The organism is Collinsella sp. SGI.095, assembly GCF_050314535.1.
In the GTDB taxonomy this organism is placed as follows: Bacteria; Actinomycetota; Coriobacteriia; order Coriobacteriales; family Coriobacteriaceae; genus Collinsella.
Window position 1 is genome coordinate 26233 of the sequence record NZ_JBNPNG010000008.1, and the last position, 16896, is coordinate 43128.

Sequence of the window (16896 nt, forward strand, 5' to 3'; positions counted from 1 at the left end):
CAACCTTATAGACCTCACCTGACACGCTCACGTAGCCCAAAAGCGATATGTGGCTTTTGCCTACGAATTCGACGACATAGCAAGACTCTTTAGGATCCTCGCCAAAAACTTTCCAGACAACACCATACGAGCGCCCCGCGGGTTGCTCCGGCATCGATGGAAAACGCTTTTTGGGGTCGAGAAACCTGAGCTTGTATGTCGGACGCTCTGCCACGAAATATCACCCTGATCGGTCGTATAGCGAAGGAGTGGTCGCGGACGGACCGCGACATCTACTCGGAATCTTACACGAGTCGATAAGAAATAGTCTCCCGCGGGCGGAGGCGCACGATTCCAGTCGAATGTCTGGGGTCGAATGGCGGCGTAAAAGAAAAGCCCCCGTTGCCGGGAGCTTTAAAGTCAATTGGTGCGGCGTATAGGATTCCGCGCATCCGCTTCGCGGATCCGCACCGGCTTCGCCCGCCTGCCGGCGCGCTCGCCCGCTCGCTAAAAACGCTCCGCGTTTTCTTTACGCTCGCGCCTCGACCGAGGTTCGAATCCATGCATGGCTTCCAAAAAAGAAAAGCCCCCGTTGCCGGGAGCTTTAAAATCAATTGGTGCGGCGTATAGGATTCGAACCTATGACGTTCTGATTCGTAGTCAGACCCTCTATCCAGCTGAGGTAACGCCGCAACGCACGGATTATTATGCACGCGAGGCCCCGACGGGTCAAGCGACAATTTGAAAAAATTTTACGATGTGGTGATTATGCTGCTCGCGCCTCGACCGAGGTTCGAATCCATGCATGGCTTCCAAAAAAGAAAAGCCCCCGTTGCCGGGAGCTTTAAAGTCAATTGGTGCGGCGTATAGGATTCCGCGCATCCGCTTCGCGGATCCGCACCGGCTTCGCCCGCCTGCCGGCGCGCTCGCCCGCTCGCTAAAAACGCTCCGCGTTTTCTTTACGCTCGCGCCTCGACCGAGGTTCGAATCCATGCATGGCTTCCAAAAAAGAAAAGCCCCCGTTGCCGGAGGCTTCAAGTTCGATTGGTGCGGCGTATAGGATTCGAACCTATGACGTTCTGATTCGTAGTCAGACCCTCTATCCAGCTGAGGTAACGCCGCAGCGCAAGACATATGAAACCATTTTAGTTAATTGGAGTCAAGCACAATCTTGATTTTTTTCTAGACCATTTTCCTCATGCAGCTCCGCATGTATCACCGTTTCCCATACGATCGATTGGCTTTTCAACCACATCGAACCCAACACCGAGTTCCTTCAATAGCGAGCGCACCCGCTGGGCGCAATCATACTCGGCAAACGAGATACTCAGCATGCGTGCCACCTGGTTAGAAGTCCCGACTCCATAGAACCGTTCGAGTGTTGTAAGCCCTTCGTGCGTCACAAAGGTCTCAACTACATGTGGTGACTCCTCAAAGCACCATTGGGTCAACGGACCCTCGCTCGTTTGCCTCACCACCAAGCCACCCATACCCGATGGCTCACACGTAACTAGCAGGTGCTCCCCACCTTCATCGCTCTCAAACAAAACTACCCGCTCATCAAACAGGTCCATCACATCCCCCTTCTCTCGCTCGTATCTAGTAAAAGCATAGCAGGTAGACGATCGTATACAGAACATTTGTTCGTGTATTTTCTATTGAGCTGTCCGCGCGACATGGTAAGGCTCCGCGCACAAAAAAGGCGCCCCGGATAGGGGCGCCCCCGCAAATCGCTTATGCAGCAAACCTACGCGACCGGCTCGATCTTCTCGAGGCCGCCCATGTAAGGACGCAGAACCTCGGGGATCGTAATGGTGCCGTCGGCGTTCTGGTAGTTCTCCAGAATGGCGGCCATGGTGCGGCCAGCCGGTAGACCGGAACCGTTAAGGGTGTGCAGGTAGCGCGAGCCCTTGAAGTTCTCGGGATCGCGATACTTGATGTTGGCGCGGCGGGCCTGGAAGTCGCCGCAGTTGGAGCAGGAGCTAATCTCCTTGTAGGCGTTGTAGCTCGGCAGCCAGACCTCGATGTCGTAGGTCTGACGGGCAGAGAAGCCCAGGTCGCCGGTGCACAGGCTAATCACGCGATACGGAAGACCCAGCTGCTGAAGCAGGAACTCGGCCTCGGCGGTCATGCTCTCGAGCTCCTCGTCGGACTCCTCCGGCTTGGCAAACTTGACCATCTCGACCTTGTCGAACTCGTGCTGGCGGATGATGCCGCGGGTGTCGCGACCAGCAGAGCCGGCCTCCTCGCGGAAGCAGGGGGTGAAGGCGGTGTAGCGGCGCGGCAGGGTGTCGGCATCGAGAACCTCGCCGGCGTGCAGGTTGGTAAGCACGACCTCGGCGGTGGGGATCAGGAAGTTATCGCCCGAGACATGATAGGCGTCGTCCTCGAACTTGGGCAGCTGGCCCGTGCCAAACATGGTCTGGCGCTTGACGACGATGGGCGGCCACCACTCCTTAAAACCACGGCTGGTGTGCGTATCGAGGAAGAAGTTGATGAGGGCGCGCTCCAGACGGGCGCCGGCGCCACCGAGAACGGTGAAGCGGCTACCGGAGAGCTTGTTGCCGCGCTCGAAGTCGAGGATGTCGAGGTCGGTGCCCAGATCCCAGTGCGGTTTAAAGTCGAAGTCGAACACGCGTGGGGTGCCCCAACGACGGCGCTCGATGTTCTCGTCCTCGTCCTTGCCGTACGGGGTGGCCTCGCAGGGAATGTTGGGCAGGTGAGCCATAAAGTCGTACTGCTCCTGCTCGAGAACGGTGCGGCGCTCGGCCAGACCGTCGATCTTCTCGTTGACGGCGCGCACGGCCTCCTTGGCGGCCTCGGCCTCGTCCTTCTTGCCCTCCTTCATCAGGGCGCCGATCTTCTTTGACTCGGCATTACGCGTGGCCTGGAGCTCCTCGACCTCGGTGATGACGGCACGACGCTCATCGTCGAGCTCAAAGAACTTCTCGCGATCCCAAGACGTCTGGCGGTTAGCCATGGCGGTATCGATGGCATCGGGGTTCTCGCGAACAAACTTGATATCAAGCATTAGATCCTCCGGCGATATACATTCCATTTAGGTTGCAACCTTGTACATGTATGGGCAAGTATATACTTATGAGCGTTTACGACCCAACTCAACTACGCAAGAAGGCACCCAATGGACGCAGTTTTTTCCTTTTTGTTTGGCACCCGCACCGGTTTTGCCATCCTTTTCGCCGGCGGCATCCTGCTGTTTGCGATTCTTGCCTTTGTAATGGAGAAGCGCACCCATAAGCTCTACGTCGACCGCGGGCCCAAATCCGAAGAAGATCAAGACAGCTTCTGGGACTAACCTGCCATTTAGGGACAGGTTTATTTTGGTCGGTTTTATCTGGGCAAACGCAAGCGCCCCGCAACCGGTATCAACCCGGTTGCGGGGTGCTTTTCGCTATAGAGATAAAACCGCAGGAAAAACCTGCCAAAATAAACCTGTCCCTAAATGGCAGGTTTACTGAAGGGTGGCGTCGATGGCCTTGACCAGGGCGCTGCGCATGCCGGCGTCCTCGAGCGCGACGACGCCCTTGATGGTTGCGCCGCCGGGCGAGCACACGGCATCCTTCATCGCCGCAGGATGCTGCCCAGTTGCAAGCTGCAGTTTCGCCGTACCCAGAACCATCTGGCTCACAATGCGATAGGCGTCGGCGCGCGGAATGCCGTGCTTGACGGCCGCGTCGCCCAGGGCCTCAATCGCCATGGCAACAAATGCCGGGGCGCAACCGCCCACGGTACCGCCCACAAACAGCAAGCTCGTATCGAGCTCAACGACAGTGCCAAGCTTTCCGAGCAGGTCGAGCACCACGGCACGCTGCTCGCCGTTGAGCGTAGAGGACTTCTCGCAGGCGATGACGCCCTCGCCCACCGAAACCGGTGTATTGGGGACCGTCGAGATGTGCGCGACACCCGGCAGGACCTGCTCCCACTTGGCACTGTCCCAAGTCCAGGCGACCGAAAGGACGACCTTATCGGCAAGAGTATCCTTGAGCGGAGCGAAGACCTTCTCGATCATGTACGGCTTGACCGCAGCAACCACGATATCGGATACAGCGACAACCTCCGCCGCATCACGACAGGCAAGTATCCCACGCGCCTCACAGCGCTCAACCAGGGCATCGTAGCGGCCCGCGCAGGCACACATGTCGCTCGCAGCCACACCGGCGGCAATCCAGCCATCGGCCATAGCACTCGCCATATTGCCAAAACCGACAAATCCAATCTTCATATCTCATAGTCCTCTCAGACAGGTTCTTCAAATCGAGAGCTATTGTCCCACGGCATTGTTTCGTGTTGCCGACCTATTTGTGATACGGCTCACCACGGCTAATCTTGCAGGCGCGGTAGACCTGCTCCAGCAGCACCACGCGCGCCAAGTTATGCGGCAAGGTAATGCGTCCAAAGCTGAGCATTTCGTCAGCTCGTGAGCGAACATCGTCGCTCACGCCGTCCGATCCGCCAATCACAAAGGCGATATCGCTGTTGCCTCGCAACATAAGATCATCGAGCCGCGCCGAGAGTTCCTCACTCGAGCGCTCTTTGCCCTCAATGGCCAGCAGAATCACATGCGCTCGGGGCGGCAGGGCTGCAAGAATCGCCGCTCCCTCCTTGTCGCGCGCGGCATCCACGCCGCCCGCCTTGGCCGGGTCGATATCGGCCACCTCGCGCATATCCACCTTGGCATAGGCGCCCAGGCGCTTGGTGTACTCGGCGCAGGCATCCTTCCAAAAACGCTCTTTGAGCTTACCGACGCATACAACGGTGCACTTCACGCGCGCCTACTCCTTCGAATCGTTTTGAACTTTGCCGGCGGTCAGCATCTGCTCGAACATAGAGGCCGACTGCGAAAAGTCGCTCGGCAGCACGACCGTCGATGTTTTACCCGTGCGAGCGAACTCCGTCATCATCTCGGACCATTGCGTAAACATGAACAGCTGGTTGGCCTCATCGTTGCCGACGCCCGTCTCCTGGATAATCTCGAGCGAATCCTTGATACCCAGCGCGATGGCCTTGCGCTGGTTGGCGATGCCTTCGCCCGCCTTTTCCATTGCCTCGGCCTCGGCGGTCGCCTCGGTAACGCGCTTGATGCGGTCGGCCTCAGCGAGCTCCTGCGCAGCAGCGCGCTTACGCTGGGCGGCGTTGATGTCATTCATAGAGTTCTCGACCTCGGTCGGCAGCGCGATCTTGGTGATGAGCGTCGACACGAGGGTAAAGCCGTAGGCGGCCATCTGCTCGGATACGGTGGCGTTGACGTCCTTGGCAATGTCATCCTTCTTGGCAAAGACCTCATCAAGGGTATAGACAGGGATGGAAGAGCGCAGGGCATCGGTAATGAAGTCGCGCATCTGGTCGACGGGCTCCTGCAGCATGTAGTAGCTCTTGTAGATGCCCGAATCTGCCGGGCCGGCTCCCATGTCATAGCTCACGTGGTACTGAGCAGAGACCTCAAGGCCGATAGTCACGTTGTCCTGGGTCTTAACGTCGATGCCAAAACCGTTTTTCATGGTGCGCAGACTCACCGTGGCGGCCTTGCGGTCGATCACGGGCACCTTCATGTGGAAACCCGCGTTGACGATGCGGTTAAACTTGCCCAGGCGCTCGATGATCACAGCATGCTGCTGTTCAACGACATAGCAGGCGTTGGGAAGCAGTAGCAACAAAATGATGATGGGAAGTAGAAGGCTCGTAAGGGCAGCGATAATACCGGATAACAGCATGGTCTCTCCTCCGATGGGCACACGTTGGCACTAGGATACCCGCACAAAGCAGCCATGTGACACCATCAGGAGGCCCATAACAAAAAAGCTCCCATTGCTGGGAGCTCTTTCAATCAATGGTGCGGGCGAAAGGACGTCCGCGTATCCGCTGCGCGGATCCGCACCGGCTTCGCCCGCCTGCCGGCGGACTCGCCAGCTCGCTAAAAACGCTCCGCGTTTTCTTGACGCTCGCTCCTTCGCAGGTTCAAGTCCCTGCGATGGGCCCATAACAAAAAAGCTCCCATTGCTGGGAGCTCTTTCAATCAATGGTGCGGGCGAAAGGACTTGAACCTTCATGGGGTTGCCCCCATACGGACCTGAACCGTACGCGTCTGCCAATTCCGCCACGCCCGCGTGCAGGAATTAGAATAACGGAGCGCCACCGTGAACGCAAGAACTATTTTTGAAAAAGTTTGCAGGCATTGTCCCACGCAGCTTGCGCAATTGTCTCTGCTTTCTCTCCAGTACGATCGACACGGTCGTTGACCAGCGCGTTTGCCGTGATGGAAATCATTGCCGGCTCACACTCAAGACCGCGAATGGGCTCCGGAGCCATATACGGGCAATCCGTCTCGAACAAAATACGGTCGAGCGGGGTCGCCGCGAATGCCTCGCGCACATCATTGTTGCGCTTAAAGGTGGCCGCGCCGCCATAGGCGATATAGCAGCCCAAACCCACAAAGCGCTCCATCGTGGCGCGATCCTCGCCAAAGCAGTGCAGCACGCAACCGGCCTGAGGCACACCCACCTCGCGCAGCACGTTGTACGCATCCACATGCGAGGAGCGCTCCTCGTCCGTGTCCTCATGACGCAGATGCAGCTCTACCGGCACATTGCGGCGTACGGCAACCTCGAGTTGGCGCGCCATACAGTCGATCTGCACGCTGTGGGGCGCCGGCGCGATGCCGTCGTCGTAATCCATGTGGTAGTCCAGACCGATCTCGCCGATACCGACGCATAAGGGATCATCAAGCGCAGCAACGACCTGTGCATGAATGTCATCGGTATAGTCCGGCGCGCCATAGGGGTGCACACCGGCGAGATACTTTATCTGCGGAATATCCCGCATCGGCAAAATCTCGCGCACCAGCCAGTCGCTATAGTCCGTCACGCTGCGTTTGTCGGCAATGGGATCAAAGATCGTCACCAACAGGTCGACGCCTGCAGCCTTGGCGCGCACAAGCGTCTCGGGTACTTCCTTGCCCCAAAACGAGAGCAAGTGCGCGTGCGTATCGGCAAGCGGCGCCAAGGGCACGGGGCAAGCAACCGTCTTCTTTTTCTTGGTAAACGTCACGCGCTCGTCATTAGGCATCATGGATTAGCTCCTGAGCCAGACGGACAAAATCGGCAACGCCAAGCGTCTCGGCGCGTGTGGTGGGCGCGATGCCGCAAGCCTCAAAGGCGGCATCGAGCACGTCCTTGGCAAAGCCGTTGGCGCTCATGGAATTGCGGATGGTCTTGCGACGCTGAGCAAACGCAGCGTCAATCACGCGGGCCACAAACTCGCGATCAAGCCCCTCGGGCGCTACGCCGTCGACACGGTCGATGCGCACGACGGCCGAATCCACATGCGGCGCCGGCATAAAGCAGCGCGGCGGCACCTCAAAGCGACCCGTCACCTGCGCATACAGGCCGAGCTTTGCCGTATAGCCGCCGTAGGTCTTGTTGCCCGGCGTTGCGGCAATGCGATCGGCAACCTCCTTTTGAACCATGACGACGGCGCGCTTGAGCGCGGGCATCGTCTGGAAGAACTGCAGAATGATCGTCGCTGCCACGTTATAGGGCAAGTTCGCGACAAATACCGTCGGCTCACCGCCCGCGGCCTGCTCAATCTGCTCCGAGCACACCTTGAGCGCGTCGCCCATGATAAAGCGGAAGTTGGCATAGTCGGCGGCATGGGCATCGAGCACCGGCTCGAGCTCGGGATCGGCCTCAATCGACGTGACGCACGCCGCCTCCTGAAGCAGCGCAAGCGTGAGCGTTCCAACGCCCGGACCGACCTCGAGCAAGCGCTCATCGCCCGCAAGTTCGGAAAGCTCGCAAATACGCTCGATCACATGGTTGTCGATCAGGAAGTTCTGGCCCAGGCGATGCTTGGTCGCAAGGCCAAACTCCTCCAGCAGCTCCCTTGTTGCCGTGGGGTTTGCCAAAGGCGAAGTTGTCATAGTTGCCTCCTTAGCATGGTGGCGGCGTCTTGAAACAAAAGGGCATGGACCGTTGCGGCCATGCCCTTACACCTAAACAGCAGATTGCCGATATGGCGCTCGCGCGGTCTTTACGCCAGACGCGGGAACAGCGGATCGCCCTTCTCGACGGGCTGACCACCGGCAAGCAAACCCCAAGCGCAAATGCCCTTGAGGTCGTCGCTCGCGGCCTCGTCCTCGCACGACAGGCGGCGCAGGGCCTCGGTAGAAGTCTGGGGCATGAGCGGCATCAGCAGGTAAGCGGCAATGCGGATGGCCTCGAGGAGGTTGTAGATCACAAACGCCAGCTCGTCGGCCTTGGCCTCGTCCTTGGCAAGTGCCCAGGGCTCGGAGTCCTCGATGTAGTGGTTGGCGGCGTGGATGAGCTCCATAACCTCGTCTTTGGCTCCACCGTAATCGAGCACGTCCATCTTGGCCATGTAGCGCTCGGCCAGGCCATCGGCGATCTTTGCCAGCGGGTTATCGAACGCATCGAACGATGCGGGCTTGGCGGGCGCGCAACCATCAAAGTACTTACCGCTCATGTTGAGCGAACGCGAGATGAGGTTGCCCCAGCTGTTAGCGAGATCGGCGTTGTAGACCTGCTCCATGCGATCGAAGCTGATAGCTCCGTCGGTGCCGGGGACCACGTCGGTCATAAAGTAGTAGCGATAGCCCTCGACGCCCAGCATGTCGATAACATCCTGCGGGGCAATGGCGTTGCCACGGCTCTTGGACATCTTCTCGGCCTTGCCAGTCTCGGCATTGCGCACGGTCAGGAAGCCGTGGGCAAAGACGTGCTCGGGCAGAGCCTCGCCAATGGCCATGAGCATAGCGGGCCAAATGACGCAGTGAAAGCGAATGATGTCCTTGCCCACAATGTGGAACTGCGCAGGCCAGCGATAGGCCAGCTCGGCACGGGCCTCGTCGGTGTCGACACCGTAGCCGACAGCCGTCATGTAGTTGAGCAGCGCGTCGAACCACACATAGGTCACATGGCCCTCATCGAACGGAACCTGGATGCCCCAGTCAAAGCTCGTACGGCTCACGGAAAGGTCGTTGAGGCCGCCCTCGACAAAGCTACGCACCTCGTTCATGCGGAATGCAGGCTCGACGAAATCGGGATGCTCGTCATAGAGCTTGAGCAGCTTGTCCTGGAAAGCGGAAAGCTTGAAGAAGTAGGACTCCTCCTGCACGCGCTCGAGCGGACGATGACAGTCGGGGCACAGGTGCTGGCCGACGCTGCCGTACTCCTCGTCACCCTTCTGGACCTGCGTGTCGGTAAAGTAAGTCTCGTCGGGCACACAGTACCAACCGTCGTAGCTGCCCTTATACAGGTAGCCAGACTCCTTCATGCGCTCCCACAGATACTGCACCGCATGATGCTGGCGCGGCTCGGTGGTGCGGATGAAGTCGTCGTTGGAGATCTCGAGTTTGCTCCAAAGCTCCTTGAAGTGCGGAGCCTGGCTGTCGGTCCACTCCTGCGGCGTCATGCCATGCTTGGCTGCGGCCTCGGCGACCTTCTCGCCGTGCTCGTCCATGCCGGTCAGGAACTTGACGTTATAGCCAGCGGAGCGGCGATAGCGAGCCTGAACGTCGGCGATGATGGTGGAATAAGCCGTGCCCAGATGCGGATCGGCATTGACGTAGTAGATGGGGGTCGTGATAAAGAACGAAGGCTTGCTTTGATCCATGGGGTTTGTCCTCCAGAAAAACGTTGCATACAGGGGATGATTCTAACGCAAGGGCTGGATATCCTCCATCTATTGCATATTGAGCACCATGGCATAGACATCGCGTTTGCGGCGTGAATACTTCTGAGACAGACGCTTGGCCACCGCAGAGGCGGGCTCCCCCTCCTCGAGCGCGGCGCGGATATCCTCGCGCAGGGCCTCGTCGGGATCCGCTGCCGCTGCGCCAACCGGCACGATGCCGGTCTCCTCGTCTTCACTCGGTGGCGCGATGACCAGCGCAATCTCGCCCTTTACTTCGCCGCGAGCACGCAGCCCCTCGGCAAGCTGGGCGGCGGTCCCGCGCAAGACCTCCTCGTGCAGCTTGGTGAGTTCGCGGCAGACGGCAACCTCACGCTGGGGAAAGACCTCTGCCACGGCCTCGAGCGTCGCCACGATGCGATGTGGAGACTCGTAGAAGATGAGCGCGCCGGGCACCACGGCAAGGCGCTGCAAACGGCGTACGCGGTCGCCGTGCTTTCGGCCCAAAAAGCCCTCGAAGAAAAAATGCTCGCAGGGAATGCCGGACGATACGAGCGCCGTGACGCAAGCAGAGGGGCCGGGAATAACTTCGACGGGCACATCGGCCTCGCGCGCCGCCTCGACCAGCGCCTGGCCGGGATCGGACACGCTCGGCATGCCGGCATCCGAGGCAAAAGCGAGGGTCTCACCCGCCAGCAGGCGGTCGACCAGACCGGTGGCGCGGCTGGCGATCACATTCTCGTCACAACGGACAAGCGGCTTGGAAATGCCCAGGTGCATCAGTAGCTTTGAGGTCACGCGCGTGTCCTCGCAGCAGATCGCATCGGCGGCGGCAAACGCCTCGCCAACGCGCGGAGACAGGTCGCCCAGGTTGCCGATGGGTGTTCCGACCACATAGAGTTTGCCCGTATGGGCGCTGTTTTGCGTCATATCAACCTATTCAATCATGCCGCGCTCGAGCGTACCGAGCGCCGCGCGGGCGTCCCATGCTGCGATGCGTTTCTCGGTCTTCCACGTTTGGAAGAACCAACCGGCAGCCGGCGCAAACGAAGCCAGCTGATTGGCGATAAACACGCGCTCGTAGGCATTGCGGCCCTCGGGCGTAACCGACGAGTTGGCAAAGATCGCCGCGCCCGACCATTCGCCCACCAGCACGGGGAACCCAGTTGAAATCGCTTCTTTAAGCTCGCGCTTGTTACGCGAAATCGCCGTCGTCAGCCCGCGGGGGCTCGTGATGTCGAGCGCATGCTCGTCGCGGTAATGGTACAGGTGAAGGTCCATGTAGACGTTCTTGTACTTGGCGCCGCGCATAAAATGCTTCCACTCGCCGGGATGTCCTGAGGACGAAAAGACGACGATCTTATCCTCGGGCATATACGAACGGACGAGCTCGTAGGCATCGCGATAGAAATTGCGCAGGTAGTGGGCCGGAATGCCATCCGTCATGGTAAAGAGACTCTTGCGGACACTCATTCGAGGTGCATCCAGCAGCTCAATGCCCAGAAGGCTTTCGGCTTCGCCGTAGCGATCGGCCAAACGCTCCAGCACGTCGAGCGCAACGTGACGACCGTTGGTGGACGAATGCCACTCGGCAACAGCCTCCGGCGTGGTGGGCGAATCGTTGGAATCGCCCTGGCCACCGGGCACAGTCGCTAGATCGAGCAGCACGCGAATGTCGTACTTGGCAGCCCACTCAATTGCACGGTCAATGTAGTCGATAACCGAAATGTAGGACGCATCGGACTCCTGCGAGCCAAAGGCATACCAGGGCACCGGCAAACGCACGGCATTGAGACCAATCTGCGCCATACGGCGAAAATCATCTTCGCTTACGAATGTCTCATAATGGCGACGCATGCGCTCGTTATAGGCAGCAGTGCCCATGGCTTCTTGCAGTTCCGCCGCATTGGACGCACCTGTCGCCGCGTACAGCGACGGGGTCACCCAAGGCTCGGGAATAAACCAGCCAGAGAGATTAACGCCGAGTATCCTCTCCATCACGGCCCCCTTCGAATCGTGCAGGGCGAACCCGCATCGTATTGCATAGGAAAAGTATCGTTTTGAGTATACCCGCGCACACGGACAGCCGATCGAACGGTCTGCAAAGTGGCGCAAAAGTAGGAGTAATGTCTGGGCGGGCACACCCGAGATGGTACGCCAAGATGTGCACGCGCGCCGAAGGCAGGCGCCGGAAGGCGCATCCCGTTTTTTTGCTCAATAATGGAATGCATTTTCCGCCAGCGGGCCCAACCGGAAAGCATGTCCCGTAATTTCACGTCATTCCGGGTCGCATTTTCCCAAGCGCCCCTAAAGCGGAAAGCGCATCCCGCTCAGGATTGAAATTCTGGGATGCGTTTTCCGCGGGTCCACATAAAAGAAAAGGACCTCTTTGCAGAGGTCCTAGTCAATTCAAGGTGGCGGGGAAGGGAATCGCGTCCGCGCGCTGCGCGGACGGACCGCTGCGGCGCTTGCGCGCCTTGCGAGCTACGCTGGCAAACGCTATCGCGTTTCCTCAGCTCCGCGCCCTCGCGGGGTTCGATTCCGTGCGGGGGCTACATAAAAGAAAAGGACCCCTTTGCAGAGGTCCTAGTCAATTCAAGGTGGCGGGGAAGGGAATCGAACCCCTGACACGAGGATTTTCAGTCCTCTGCTCTACCAACTGAGCTACCCAGCCATTTGAGGTGTGCCTTGTTTCAAGGCTTGATTAGTATAACCAAGGACGCGCTCCGGTCAACCGAGAATTTGAAAAAAGTTTTTGGACACCGCCTCGGTTCTGTAAAGCAGCACGTCAGAGACATCAACCGGCCGCAAGAAGTTTTTCGCTCAGGGCCTTCAAGCCTGCACTCGTTGCAAGACAGTGGGCGATACAAAGATTGAAGGGCGTTCCAGCACCGCCCAAGCACCGGGACAGGAACACATGCGCCAGGGGCGGACATTTTCGTAGCGTGCAAGGATATTGCCGCTGCAATCAATAAAGGCAATGTCGATGGGATAAGCCATAAAACAGGTGTGAACCGAAGAGCAGCACGGAAACGCCATGACGAGCGGCAGTCCGTCAGCCGTAATCGGCACGCGGCCCAGCATGCCGCGCAAGCGTGCGCCAAACGATTCTGCCACCATAAACTCTGCCGGCGACCAACCGAGCCTATTGAGCGCACGCGCGTAGGCGATATAAGACAAGACGGCGCTCACATGACCACCCCCGGTCGCCACGGATCGACCGTAACCGCGCGCTCGTGCGACAGCTTCGCCGGCGTCCCCAGAGAAACGCCGGCAATGCTGAGCAATCTAGGCCACGGCTCATAGTACATGACGCAGGCATAGGTCCTAAACGTCCCGGACAGAGAGAGCAAGCCGCCGTCAGACGACGCCGAGCTCTGCTCGCTCGAGACCTCGACCTGCAGATTATAGCCCTGCATAGCCGCCTGAATCTCGGACTGGACACGCATCGAGGCATCGACAGAGCTCTTGTCGCCCTCCCCTTCCGGCGCCACAGCGTGCGCCAGCACGATATCGGGCACCATGCGATCGAAGCGCGCAACGGCGCCAGCAAAGACCATGACGTTGTACACAATGAGCGCAAGCGCCAGCAAAACGGGAGCGACCACGGCCATCTCGACCGTCGCCTGGGCGCGCTCCTCGTACAAGACTGCACCAACGCCCATTACGATCCACCGCCCAAGGCGCCCGCCAGCGTAGCGACATCGACGGTAAGCGGGATGGAACCACCGCCGGGCAACGGAATCTCCGCAAGTGTGAACACCGTACCGCTAATGGTGCGTTCGACTTGATATTCCAACGCCTCGCAGAGCGCCTTGGGATCCGTCACGCCCAACGGAATACTTCGCAGTTTGTCTTGCGCTTGAGAGAGACCGGCAATGTCAGACCCCGGACTCTTAATGACGTTAGCGGAATCGGTCAGCACCGGCTTTCGCAGGCGCAAGTCGCACGGTTCCAAACCCAGCGCCGCCACGGACGCCGAAACGGTATCGCCGAGCCACGATGCAATGGAGCCCAACGCGCCGCTGCCCCCTCCTAGGTCTTTAATCATCTCGTCCATAAGTTCGTCGGCCGAACCTTGGATGTCTCCGTATCCCACAAGCAGGCGTCCCCAAACATCCATGACGCCATCGAGTACGCCGGCAACGCCGCCCGAGCGCTCTTCCAGTGTCGAGAAAAACCGCGAGAGCACGTTGTTTTGCGCCGTCGCGTTGTCGGGAGCCAAGACCGCGGCAGAGATTGCACCGCGACTGCCGAGCGTAACCGGCTTATTGAATGAAGAGTTGAGCTTACCGGGACTGGTCATATCGCCCGAGACCGCAAAGGAGACCACGCCGTTTCGGCCGGGCGGGGCGATACGCGGCCGCTCGCCCGAAAGCGCCTTGATGGCCTGGTCAAACGCATTGCCCGCACGGTCGGCCTCATCCTCGGTCTGACGCTCAAGTTCGAGTTCTTTGTTGCGGCAGTCGACGTAGTCTTCCAGGGCATCTTTGAACTTGTCAAAGTGGTATTCGAAGCCGTTTTCGATAGAAGTCGAAGGCGCTGCAACGGCACCGAGCGACGAAACGCCAAAATGGCATCTGTTGCATCTGTCCTGCCCGTCATAATCGGCAACCGAGGCTAACCCGCCTGGCGACCCCTTCTTATAGTTGGGGCAACTCGTTCCGTAATGCAGATACGTCTTGTCATCGATGGTACTAATTGGCCACGCCGCATCGGTATAGAGTTCCGTCGCTCGCACCTCTTCAGAGTTGCGCGGCAACAGCGGGATATGGGAAGTGACTTCATCTCCGTCCTCGGTTACATATGCACGATTGACCTCTGTACTCGCATAGGTGTAAAACGCCTCGCGCGCCGCCGACTCCGCCTTCGTCTCGACGCTTGAGCCCTGAGGTGCCTCGTTTGCAAGGCGCGAGCGGTAATAGGCCTTCGCGCGATCGAGCGCCACTTGCGGCTCCCATGTGACACTCGAGGCATAGTGCGGATTCTCAATATCCGAAAGCTTTGCCAAGCTCCTCGCGCGTTCCCACATGCACGAACAGCTTCCGACTGCGCCTCTGTCCGATCCGCCGCAGTCGGCAAGCCAGGCGCGTTCCTTGGCCTTTGACGTTTTCTCGGACGCTTTCTTCAGTTCCTTGGCAGCATAGTCAAGGTCTTTTGAGGTGCTCTCGATGGCATCGGTCGAGATTTCTGACCCCTCGAGCGCAACAAAGTCCGACTCCGATGTCCTGGGCACGGCGAGCGCTGTGCCGGTATAGGTCACGTTATCGGTATCCTGCGCCGAAACAGCCTGCGTAGCTCGCGCGGCAACCAGATATGGCAGAGCCGTTTCGACTTTTTGCAAACCCTCCGACGCACTTTTGGCAAACCTATTGCGCGTTTTAATAATCTCAATCCCGGTATCGACCATATCGCTTGCGGCTATTTTCCCACCCGGCACCAGCATGGCAACCAAGCCGGTGCCGATTGTGGCAAACCCCGCCAGGCCCAAGCTCAAAATGCTCGCATCCACCACCGTGGCTGCTGTATGGTAGGACGATATCACGTTGGCACCCGCCAGAGCACCGCTATCGGCCGCCACCTGGGTATCCCCGGCACGCGACATACTCCATATCGCCGCCGTCGACGAAAACAGCAGCGTAAGCACCACAAGTATGACGACCGCCGAAGAAAGCGTAGTGTAGGCACCGTCCTCGATAAACAAGTCGATACCGGAGCGGCCCATGAAGCCGCCCCGCTTGCGGCGGGCATTCGACCGGCAACGGCACACGAGCCCTCGCATCATTCGCAGCAGGCGACGCCTAATCCCACGCGGCAATCCACGAATCATAGTCTCCCTCCAGCCATCCGGGACGCGATCGATACGAAACGTCGACTTTCAACTCAACATTCCCTCCTCCCCCCACATTGCCCATGGCCTGCGCGAACGCGCCGATCACGGGCAGCGGCTTTACATCACCCGCGATAGATACAGACGAAACGCCCTCTGCGCCCGCTCGGCCAAGCTCGATATCCCACGACAACGGTCCGCCGGCGTGAAAGATCGAGACATCGGGCACCGCGGAGAGACGGCGGCGGGCAAACTCCTTGAGGTCGTCGTCCTCCGCCGTCGTCGTGGTCATAAGCCGCGCCGTCTCGGCGGCGGCAGACTCCATGACCGCGCGCGTATAGAGCAGGCACACCGGCTGCAGCGCAAGCAGGATGAGCGTCAAAAACGTCGGCAGCAAAAAAGCGGCCTCGACCGTGGACTGCGCCCAATCCTCGCGCGCGATATCAATAGAGTGCGATGTCTTTGGCGCCTGCGGCGGCGTCGATAACCGATGTCGAGGCGACGCCATGGGACGCCGCCCGTGCAGCCAACGCCGCCAAGCGTCCGTCGGTGCCGGCGCGCCAAAGCCCCGCAATCGCCAGCACAATGGAAAGCAGCGCCATGGTGACGATGGCGTACTCAACGGTCGATTGGGCAGACTCCTCGCGCAAAACGTCAAGCATTTCACGATCCCTCCTTTGACCCCGATGCTTGCGGAACCAAGCGCACCGCGCGTAAGCGGCACGAGGCGTCGCCGGCATCCGCGGCAACCGTCACCATGTCGACCCAGCCGCGCCCATCGCGCACGATGGCGCCCCATACGTTGCCCTTGATGTCGAGGTAACCGCTTAGGGCGAGCTGGGCTGTGGGCACCTCGCGATAGACACGCAACAGGTCCGCGGCAGCCTCGGTCATCGGTCGCTCCTCGGCCCATGTCAGCCGGGCTGCGACTGCGTTGTCCGCAGATGGACCCGCCGCAGCATCCGCCCGTTCGTCGAGGGCGCGCAGAAAAGTTTGTGCCGTGACGGCGGCATCCCTGTCGGCCGTGTCCCGCGCTTTGTCATCGGGAGGCGCCACCGCGCCCGAGCTCCCATCCGCGACGGCCCCAGAACGCTGCTGTCGCACGGCATTCAGCCCCCAGAGCGTCGCCGCTATCGCCACAATCAGGCAAGCGAGCACCAGCAGCACGCCAACAGAATGCCCGCCTTCTACAGGCTGTTGATGCCGTCTTTGATCGCGTTCCATAGCTTTTCGACGTTGCCCTTAAATGCAACGATGGCAATGATCGCGATTACCACGAGCACGCCGACCAAGATGGCGTACTCGGTGGTACCCTGCGCGCTTTCCTCCTGTACCAGCGCCTTGGCACGTTGACAGGAACGCATTGCACGGTAAAGCGTCCGGCTCCAAACCCTACCCATAACGTCAGCCATTTTGTTCAT

Annotated in this window: 18 protein-coding genes and 4 tRNA genes; 1 reads left to right on the forward strand and 21 read right to left on the reverse strand. The window is 59.5% G+C overall.

Going from position 1 to position 16896, the window contains the following annotated elements; genetic code table 11:
- Positions 1-594 precede the first annotated feature (594 nt).
- The 4 genes from ACQRCA_RS04645 to serS form a co-directional block, all read right to left on the reverse strand.
- Positions 595-671, reverse strand: a tRNA-Arg gene (locus ACQRCA_RS04645).
- Positions 672-1024: 353 nt separating this feature from the next.
- Positions 1025-1101: transfer RNA gene (locus tag ACQRCA_RS04650), tRNA-Arg, on the reverse strand.
- 74 nt (positions 1102-1175) lie between these two features.
- Positions 1176-1553 (reverse strand): hypothetical protein, encoded by a 378-nt coding sequence (locus ACQRCA_RS04655; protein WP_427719055.1) that lies wholly within the window; start codon positions 1551-1553, stop codon positions 1176-1178.
- Positions 1554-1726: 173 nt separating this feature from the next.
- Positions 1727-3010 carry a serine--tRNA ligase gene (gene serS / locus ACQRCA_RS04660; protein ID WP_427719058.1) on the reverse strand — a complete coding sequence of 428 codons (1284 nt, stop codon included), beginning with the start codon at positions 3008-3010 and terminating at the stop codon, positions 1727-1729.
- A 111-nt stretch (positions 3011-3121) separates the two neighbouring features.
- Here serS and ACQRCA_RS04665 point away from each other — a divergent pair, with 111 nt between their 5' ends.
- Positions 3122-3295, forward strand: a complete 174-nt coding sequence (locus tag ACQRCA_RS04665; protein WP_195838594.1) for a DUF6724 family protein — start codon at positions 3122-3124, stop codon at positions 3293-3295.
- 156 nt (positions 3296-3451) lie between these two features.
- On the opposite strand, the gene proC is transcribed toward ACQRCA_RS04665, so the two are convergent.
- From proC to ACQRCA_RS04750, 17 genes are all read right to left on the reverse strand, one after another.
- The gene (gene proC / locus ACQRCA_RS04670; RefSeq protein ID WP_427719061.1) at positions 3452-4222 is read right to left on the reverse strand and encodes a pyrroline-5-carboxylate reductase; all 771 of its coding nucleotides are present in this window, start codon (positions 4220-4222) and stop codon (positions 3452-3454) included.
- A 73-nt stretch (positions 4223-4295) separates the two neighbouring features.
- On the reverse strand, positions 4296-4766 hold the full coding sequence (gene rlmH / locus ACQRCA_RS04675; protein WP_370450649.1) for a 23S rRNA (pseudouridine(1915)-N(3))-methyltransferase RlmH: 471 nt from the start codon (positions 4764-4766) through the stop codon (positions 4296-4298).
- 6 nt (positions 4767-4772) lie between these two features.
- Positions 4773-5711 (reverse strand): SPFH domain-containing protein, encoded by a 939-nt coding sequence (locus tag ACQRCA_RS04680; protein WP_117848150.1) that lies wholly within the window; start codon positions 5709-5711, stop codon positions 4773-4775.
- 306 nt (positions 5712-6017) lie between these two features.
- A tRNA-Leu gene (locus ACQRCA_RS04685) sits at positions 6018-6104 on the reverse strand.
- Between the two features lie 43 nt (positions 6105-6147).
- The gene (locus ACQRCA_RS04690) at positions 6148-7065 is read right to left on the reverse strand and encodes a TatD family hydrolase (RefSeq protein ID WP_427719064.1); all 918 of its coding nucleotides are present in this window, start codon (positions 7063-7065) and stop codon (positions 6148-6150) included.
- Positions 7055-7915: a 16S rRNA (adenine(1518)-N(6)/adenine(1519)-N(6))-dimethyltransferase RsmA gene (rsmA, locus tag ACQRCA_RS04695; protein ID WP_427719066.1), complete on the reverse strand. Its 861-nt coding sequence runs from the start codon at positions 7913-7915 to the stop codon at positions 7055-7057. Before rsmA ends, ACQRCA_RS04690 begins: the two co-directional genes overlap by 11 nt.
- A gap of 110 nt (positions 7916-8025) precedes the next feature.
- The gene (metG, locus tag ACQRCA_RS04700; protein WP_427719069.1) at positions 8026-9627 is read right to left on the reverse strand and encodes a methionine--tRNA ligase; all 1602 of its coding nucleotides are present in this window, start codon (positions 9625-9627) and stop codon (positions 8026-8028) included.
- A 69-nt stretch (positions 9628-9696) separates the two neighbouring features.
- Positions 9697-10575 (reverse strand): 16S rRNA (cytidine(1402)-2'-O)-methyltransferase, encoded by an 879-nt coding sequence (gene rsmI, locus ACQRCA_RS04705; protein WP_427719071.1) that lies wholly within the window; start codon positions 10573-10575, stop codon positions 9697-9699.
- A 6-nt stretch (positions 10576-10581) separates the two neighbouring features.
- The gene (locus tag ACQRCA_RS04710; RefSeq protein WP_427719073.1) at positions 10582-11643 is read right to left on the reverse strand and encodes a glycoside hydrolase family 5 protein; all 1062 of its coding nucleotides are present in this window, start codon (positions 11641-11643) and stop codon (positions 10582-10584) included.
- Positions 11644-12246: 603 nt separating this feature from the next.
- A tRNA-Phe gene (locus ACQRCA_RS04715) sits at positions 12247-12319 on the reverse strand.
- 158 nt (positions 12320-12477) lie between these two features.
- Positions 12478-12837, reverse strand: coding sequence for a DUF192 domain-containing protein (locus tag ACQRCA_RS04720; protein ID WP_427719076.1), 360 nt, complete (start codon positions 12835-12837; stop codon positions 12478-12480).
- Complete coding sequence (locus ACQRCA_RS04725) at positions 12834-13310, reverse strand: hypothetical protein (protein ID WP_427719078.1); 477 nt, start codon at positions 13308-13310, stop codon at positions 12834-12836. Before ACQRCA_RS04725 ends, ACQRCA_RS04720 begins: the two co-directional genes overlap by 4 nt.
- A complete protein-coding gene (locus tag ACQRCA_RS04730) occupies positions 13310-15370 on the reverse strand; it encodes a hypothetical protein (protein WP_427719081.1) in 2061 nt (686 codons plus the stop codon). The genes ACQRCA_RS04725 and ACQRCA_RS04730 overlap by 1 nt, the downstream gene beginning before the upstream one ends.
- A 76-nt stretch (positions 15371-15446) precedes the next feature.
- Entirely contained in the window at positions 15447-15983 is a 537-nt protein-coding gene (locus tag ACQRCA_RS04735) for a TadE/TadG family type IV pilus assembly protein (RefSeq protein ID WP_427719083.1), read from the reverse strand.
- Positions 15919-16137: a hypothetical protein gene (locus ACQRCA_RS04740; RefSeq protein WP_154517649.1), complete on the reverse strand. Its 219-nt coding sequence runs from the start codon at positions 16135-16137 to the stop codon at positions 15919-15921. Before ACQRCA_RS04740 ends, ACQRCA_RS04735 begins: the two co-directional genes overlap by 65 nt.
- Before the next feature lies 1 nt (position 16138).
- Positions 16139-16369, reverse strand: coding sequence for a hypothetical protein (locus tag ACQRCA_RS04745; protein WP_154517646.1), 231 nt, complete (start codon positions 16367-16369; stop codon positions 16139-16141).
- 293 nt (positions 16370-16662) lie between these two features.
- Positions 16663-16896 (reverse strand): hypothetical protein, encoded by a 234-nt coding sequence (locus ACQRCA_RS04750; protein ID WP_427719148.1) that lies wholly within the window; start codon positions 16894-16896, stop codon positions 16663-16665.

Coding starts and splice junctions, on each gene's coding strand:
- ACQRCA_RS04655 (WP_427719055.1), bottom strand. CDS start 1,553: ATGGACCTGTTTGATGAGCGGGTAGTTTTGTTTGAGAGCGATGAAGGT.
- serS (WP_427719058.1), bottom strand. CDS start 3,010: ATGCTTGATATCAAGTTTGTTCGCGAGAACCCCGATGCCATCGATACC.
- ACQRCA_RS04665 (WP_195838594.1), top strand. CDS start 3,122: ATGGACGCAGTTTTTTCCTTTTTGTTTGGCACCCGCACCGGTTTTGCC.
- proC (WP_427719061.1), bottom strand. CDS start 4,222: ATGAAGATTGGATTTGTCGGTTTTGGCAATATGGCGAGTGCTATGGCC.
- ACQRCA_RS04680 (WP_117848150.1), bottom strand. CDS start 5,711: ATGCTGTTATCCGGTATTATCGCTGCCCTTACGAGCCTTCTACTTCCC.
- ACQRCA_RS04690 (WP_427719064.1), bottom strand. CDS start 7,065: ATGATGCCTAATGACGAGCGCGTGACGTTTACCAAGAAAAAGAAGACG.
- rsmA (WP_427719066.1), bottom strand. CDS start 7,915: ATGACAACTTCGCCTTTGGCAAACCCCACGGCAACAAGGGAGCTGCTG.
- metG (WP_427719069.1), bottom strand. CDS start 9,627: ATGGATCAAAGCAAGCCTTCGTTCTTTATCACGACCCCCATCTACTAC.
- rsmI (WP_427719071.1), bottom strand. CDS start 10,575: ATGACGCAAAACAGCGCCCATACGGGCAAACTCTATGTGGTCGGAACA.
- ACQRCA_RS04710 (WP_427719073.1), bottom strand. CDS start 11,643: ATGGAGAGGATACTCGGCGTTAATCTCTCTGGCTGGTTTATTCCCGAG.
- ACQRCA_RS04725 (WP_427719078.1), bottom strand. CDS start 13,310: ATGGGCGTTGGTGCAGTCTTGTACGAGGAGCGCGCCCAGGCGACGGTC.
- ACQRCA_RS04730 (WP_427719081.1), bottom strand. CDS start 15,370: ATGGGCCGCTCCGGTATCGACTTGTTTATCGAGGACGGTGCCTACACT.
- ACQRCA_RS04735 (WP_427719083.1), bottom strand. CDS start 15,983: ATGGCGTCGCCTCGACATCGGTTATCGACGCCGCCGCAGGCGCCAAAG.
- ACQRCA_RS04740 (WP_154517649.1), bottom strand. CDS start 16,137: ATGCTTGACGTTTTGCGCGAGGAGTCTGCCCAATCGACCGTTGAGTAC.
- ACQRCA_RS04745 (WP_154517646.1), bottom strand. CDS start 16,369: ATGACCGAGGCTGCCGCGGACCTGTTGCGTGTCTATCGCGAGGTGCCC.
- ACQRCA_RS04750 (WP_427719148.1), bottom strand. CDS start 16,896: ATGAACAAAATGGCTGACGTTATGGGTAGGGTTTGGAGCCGGACGCTT.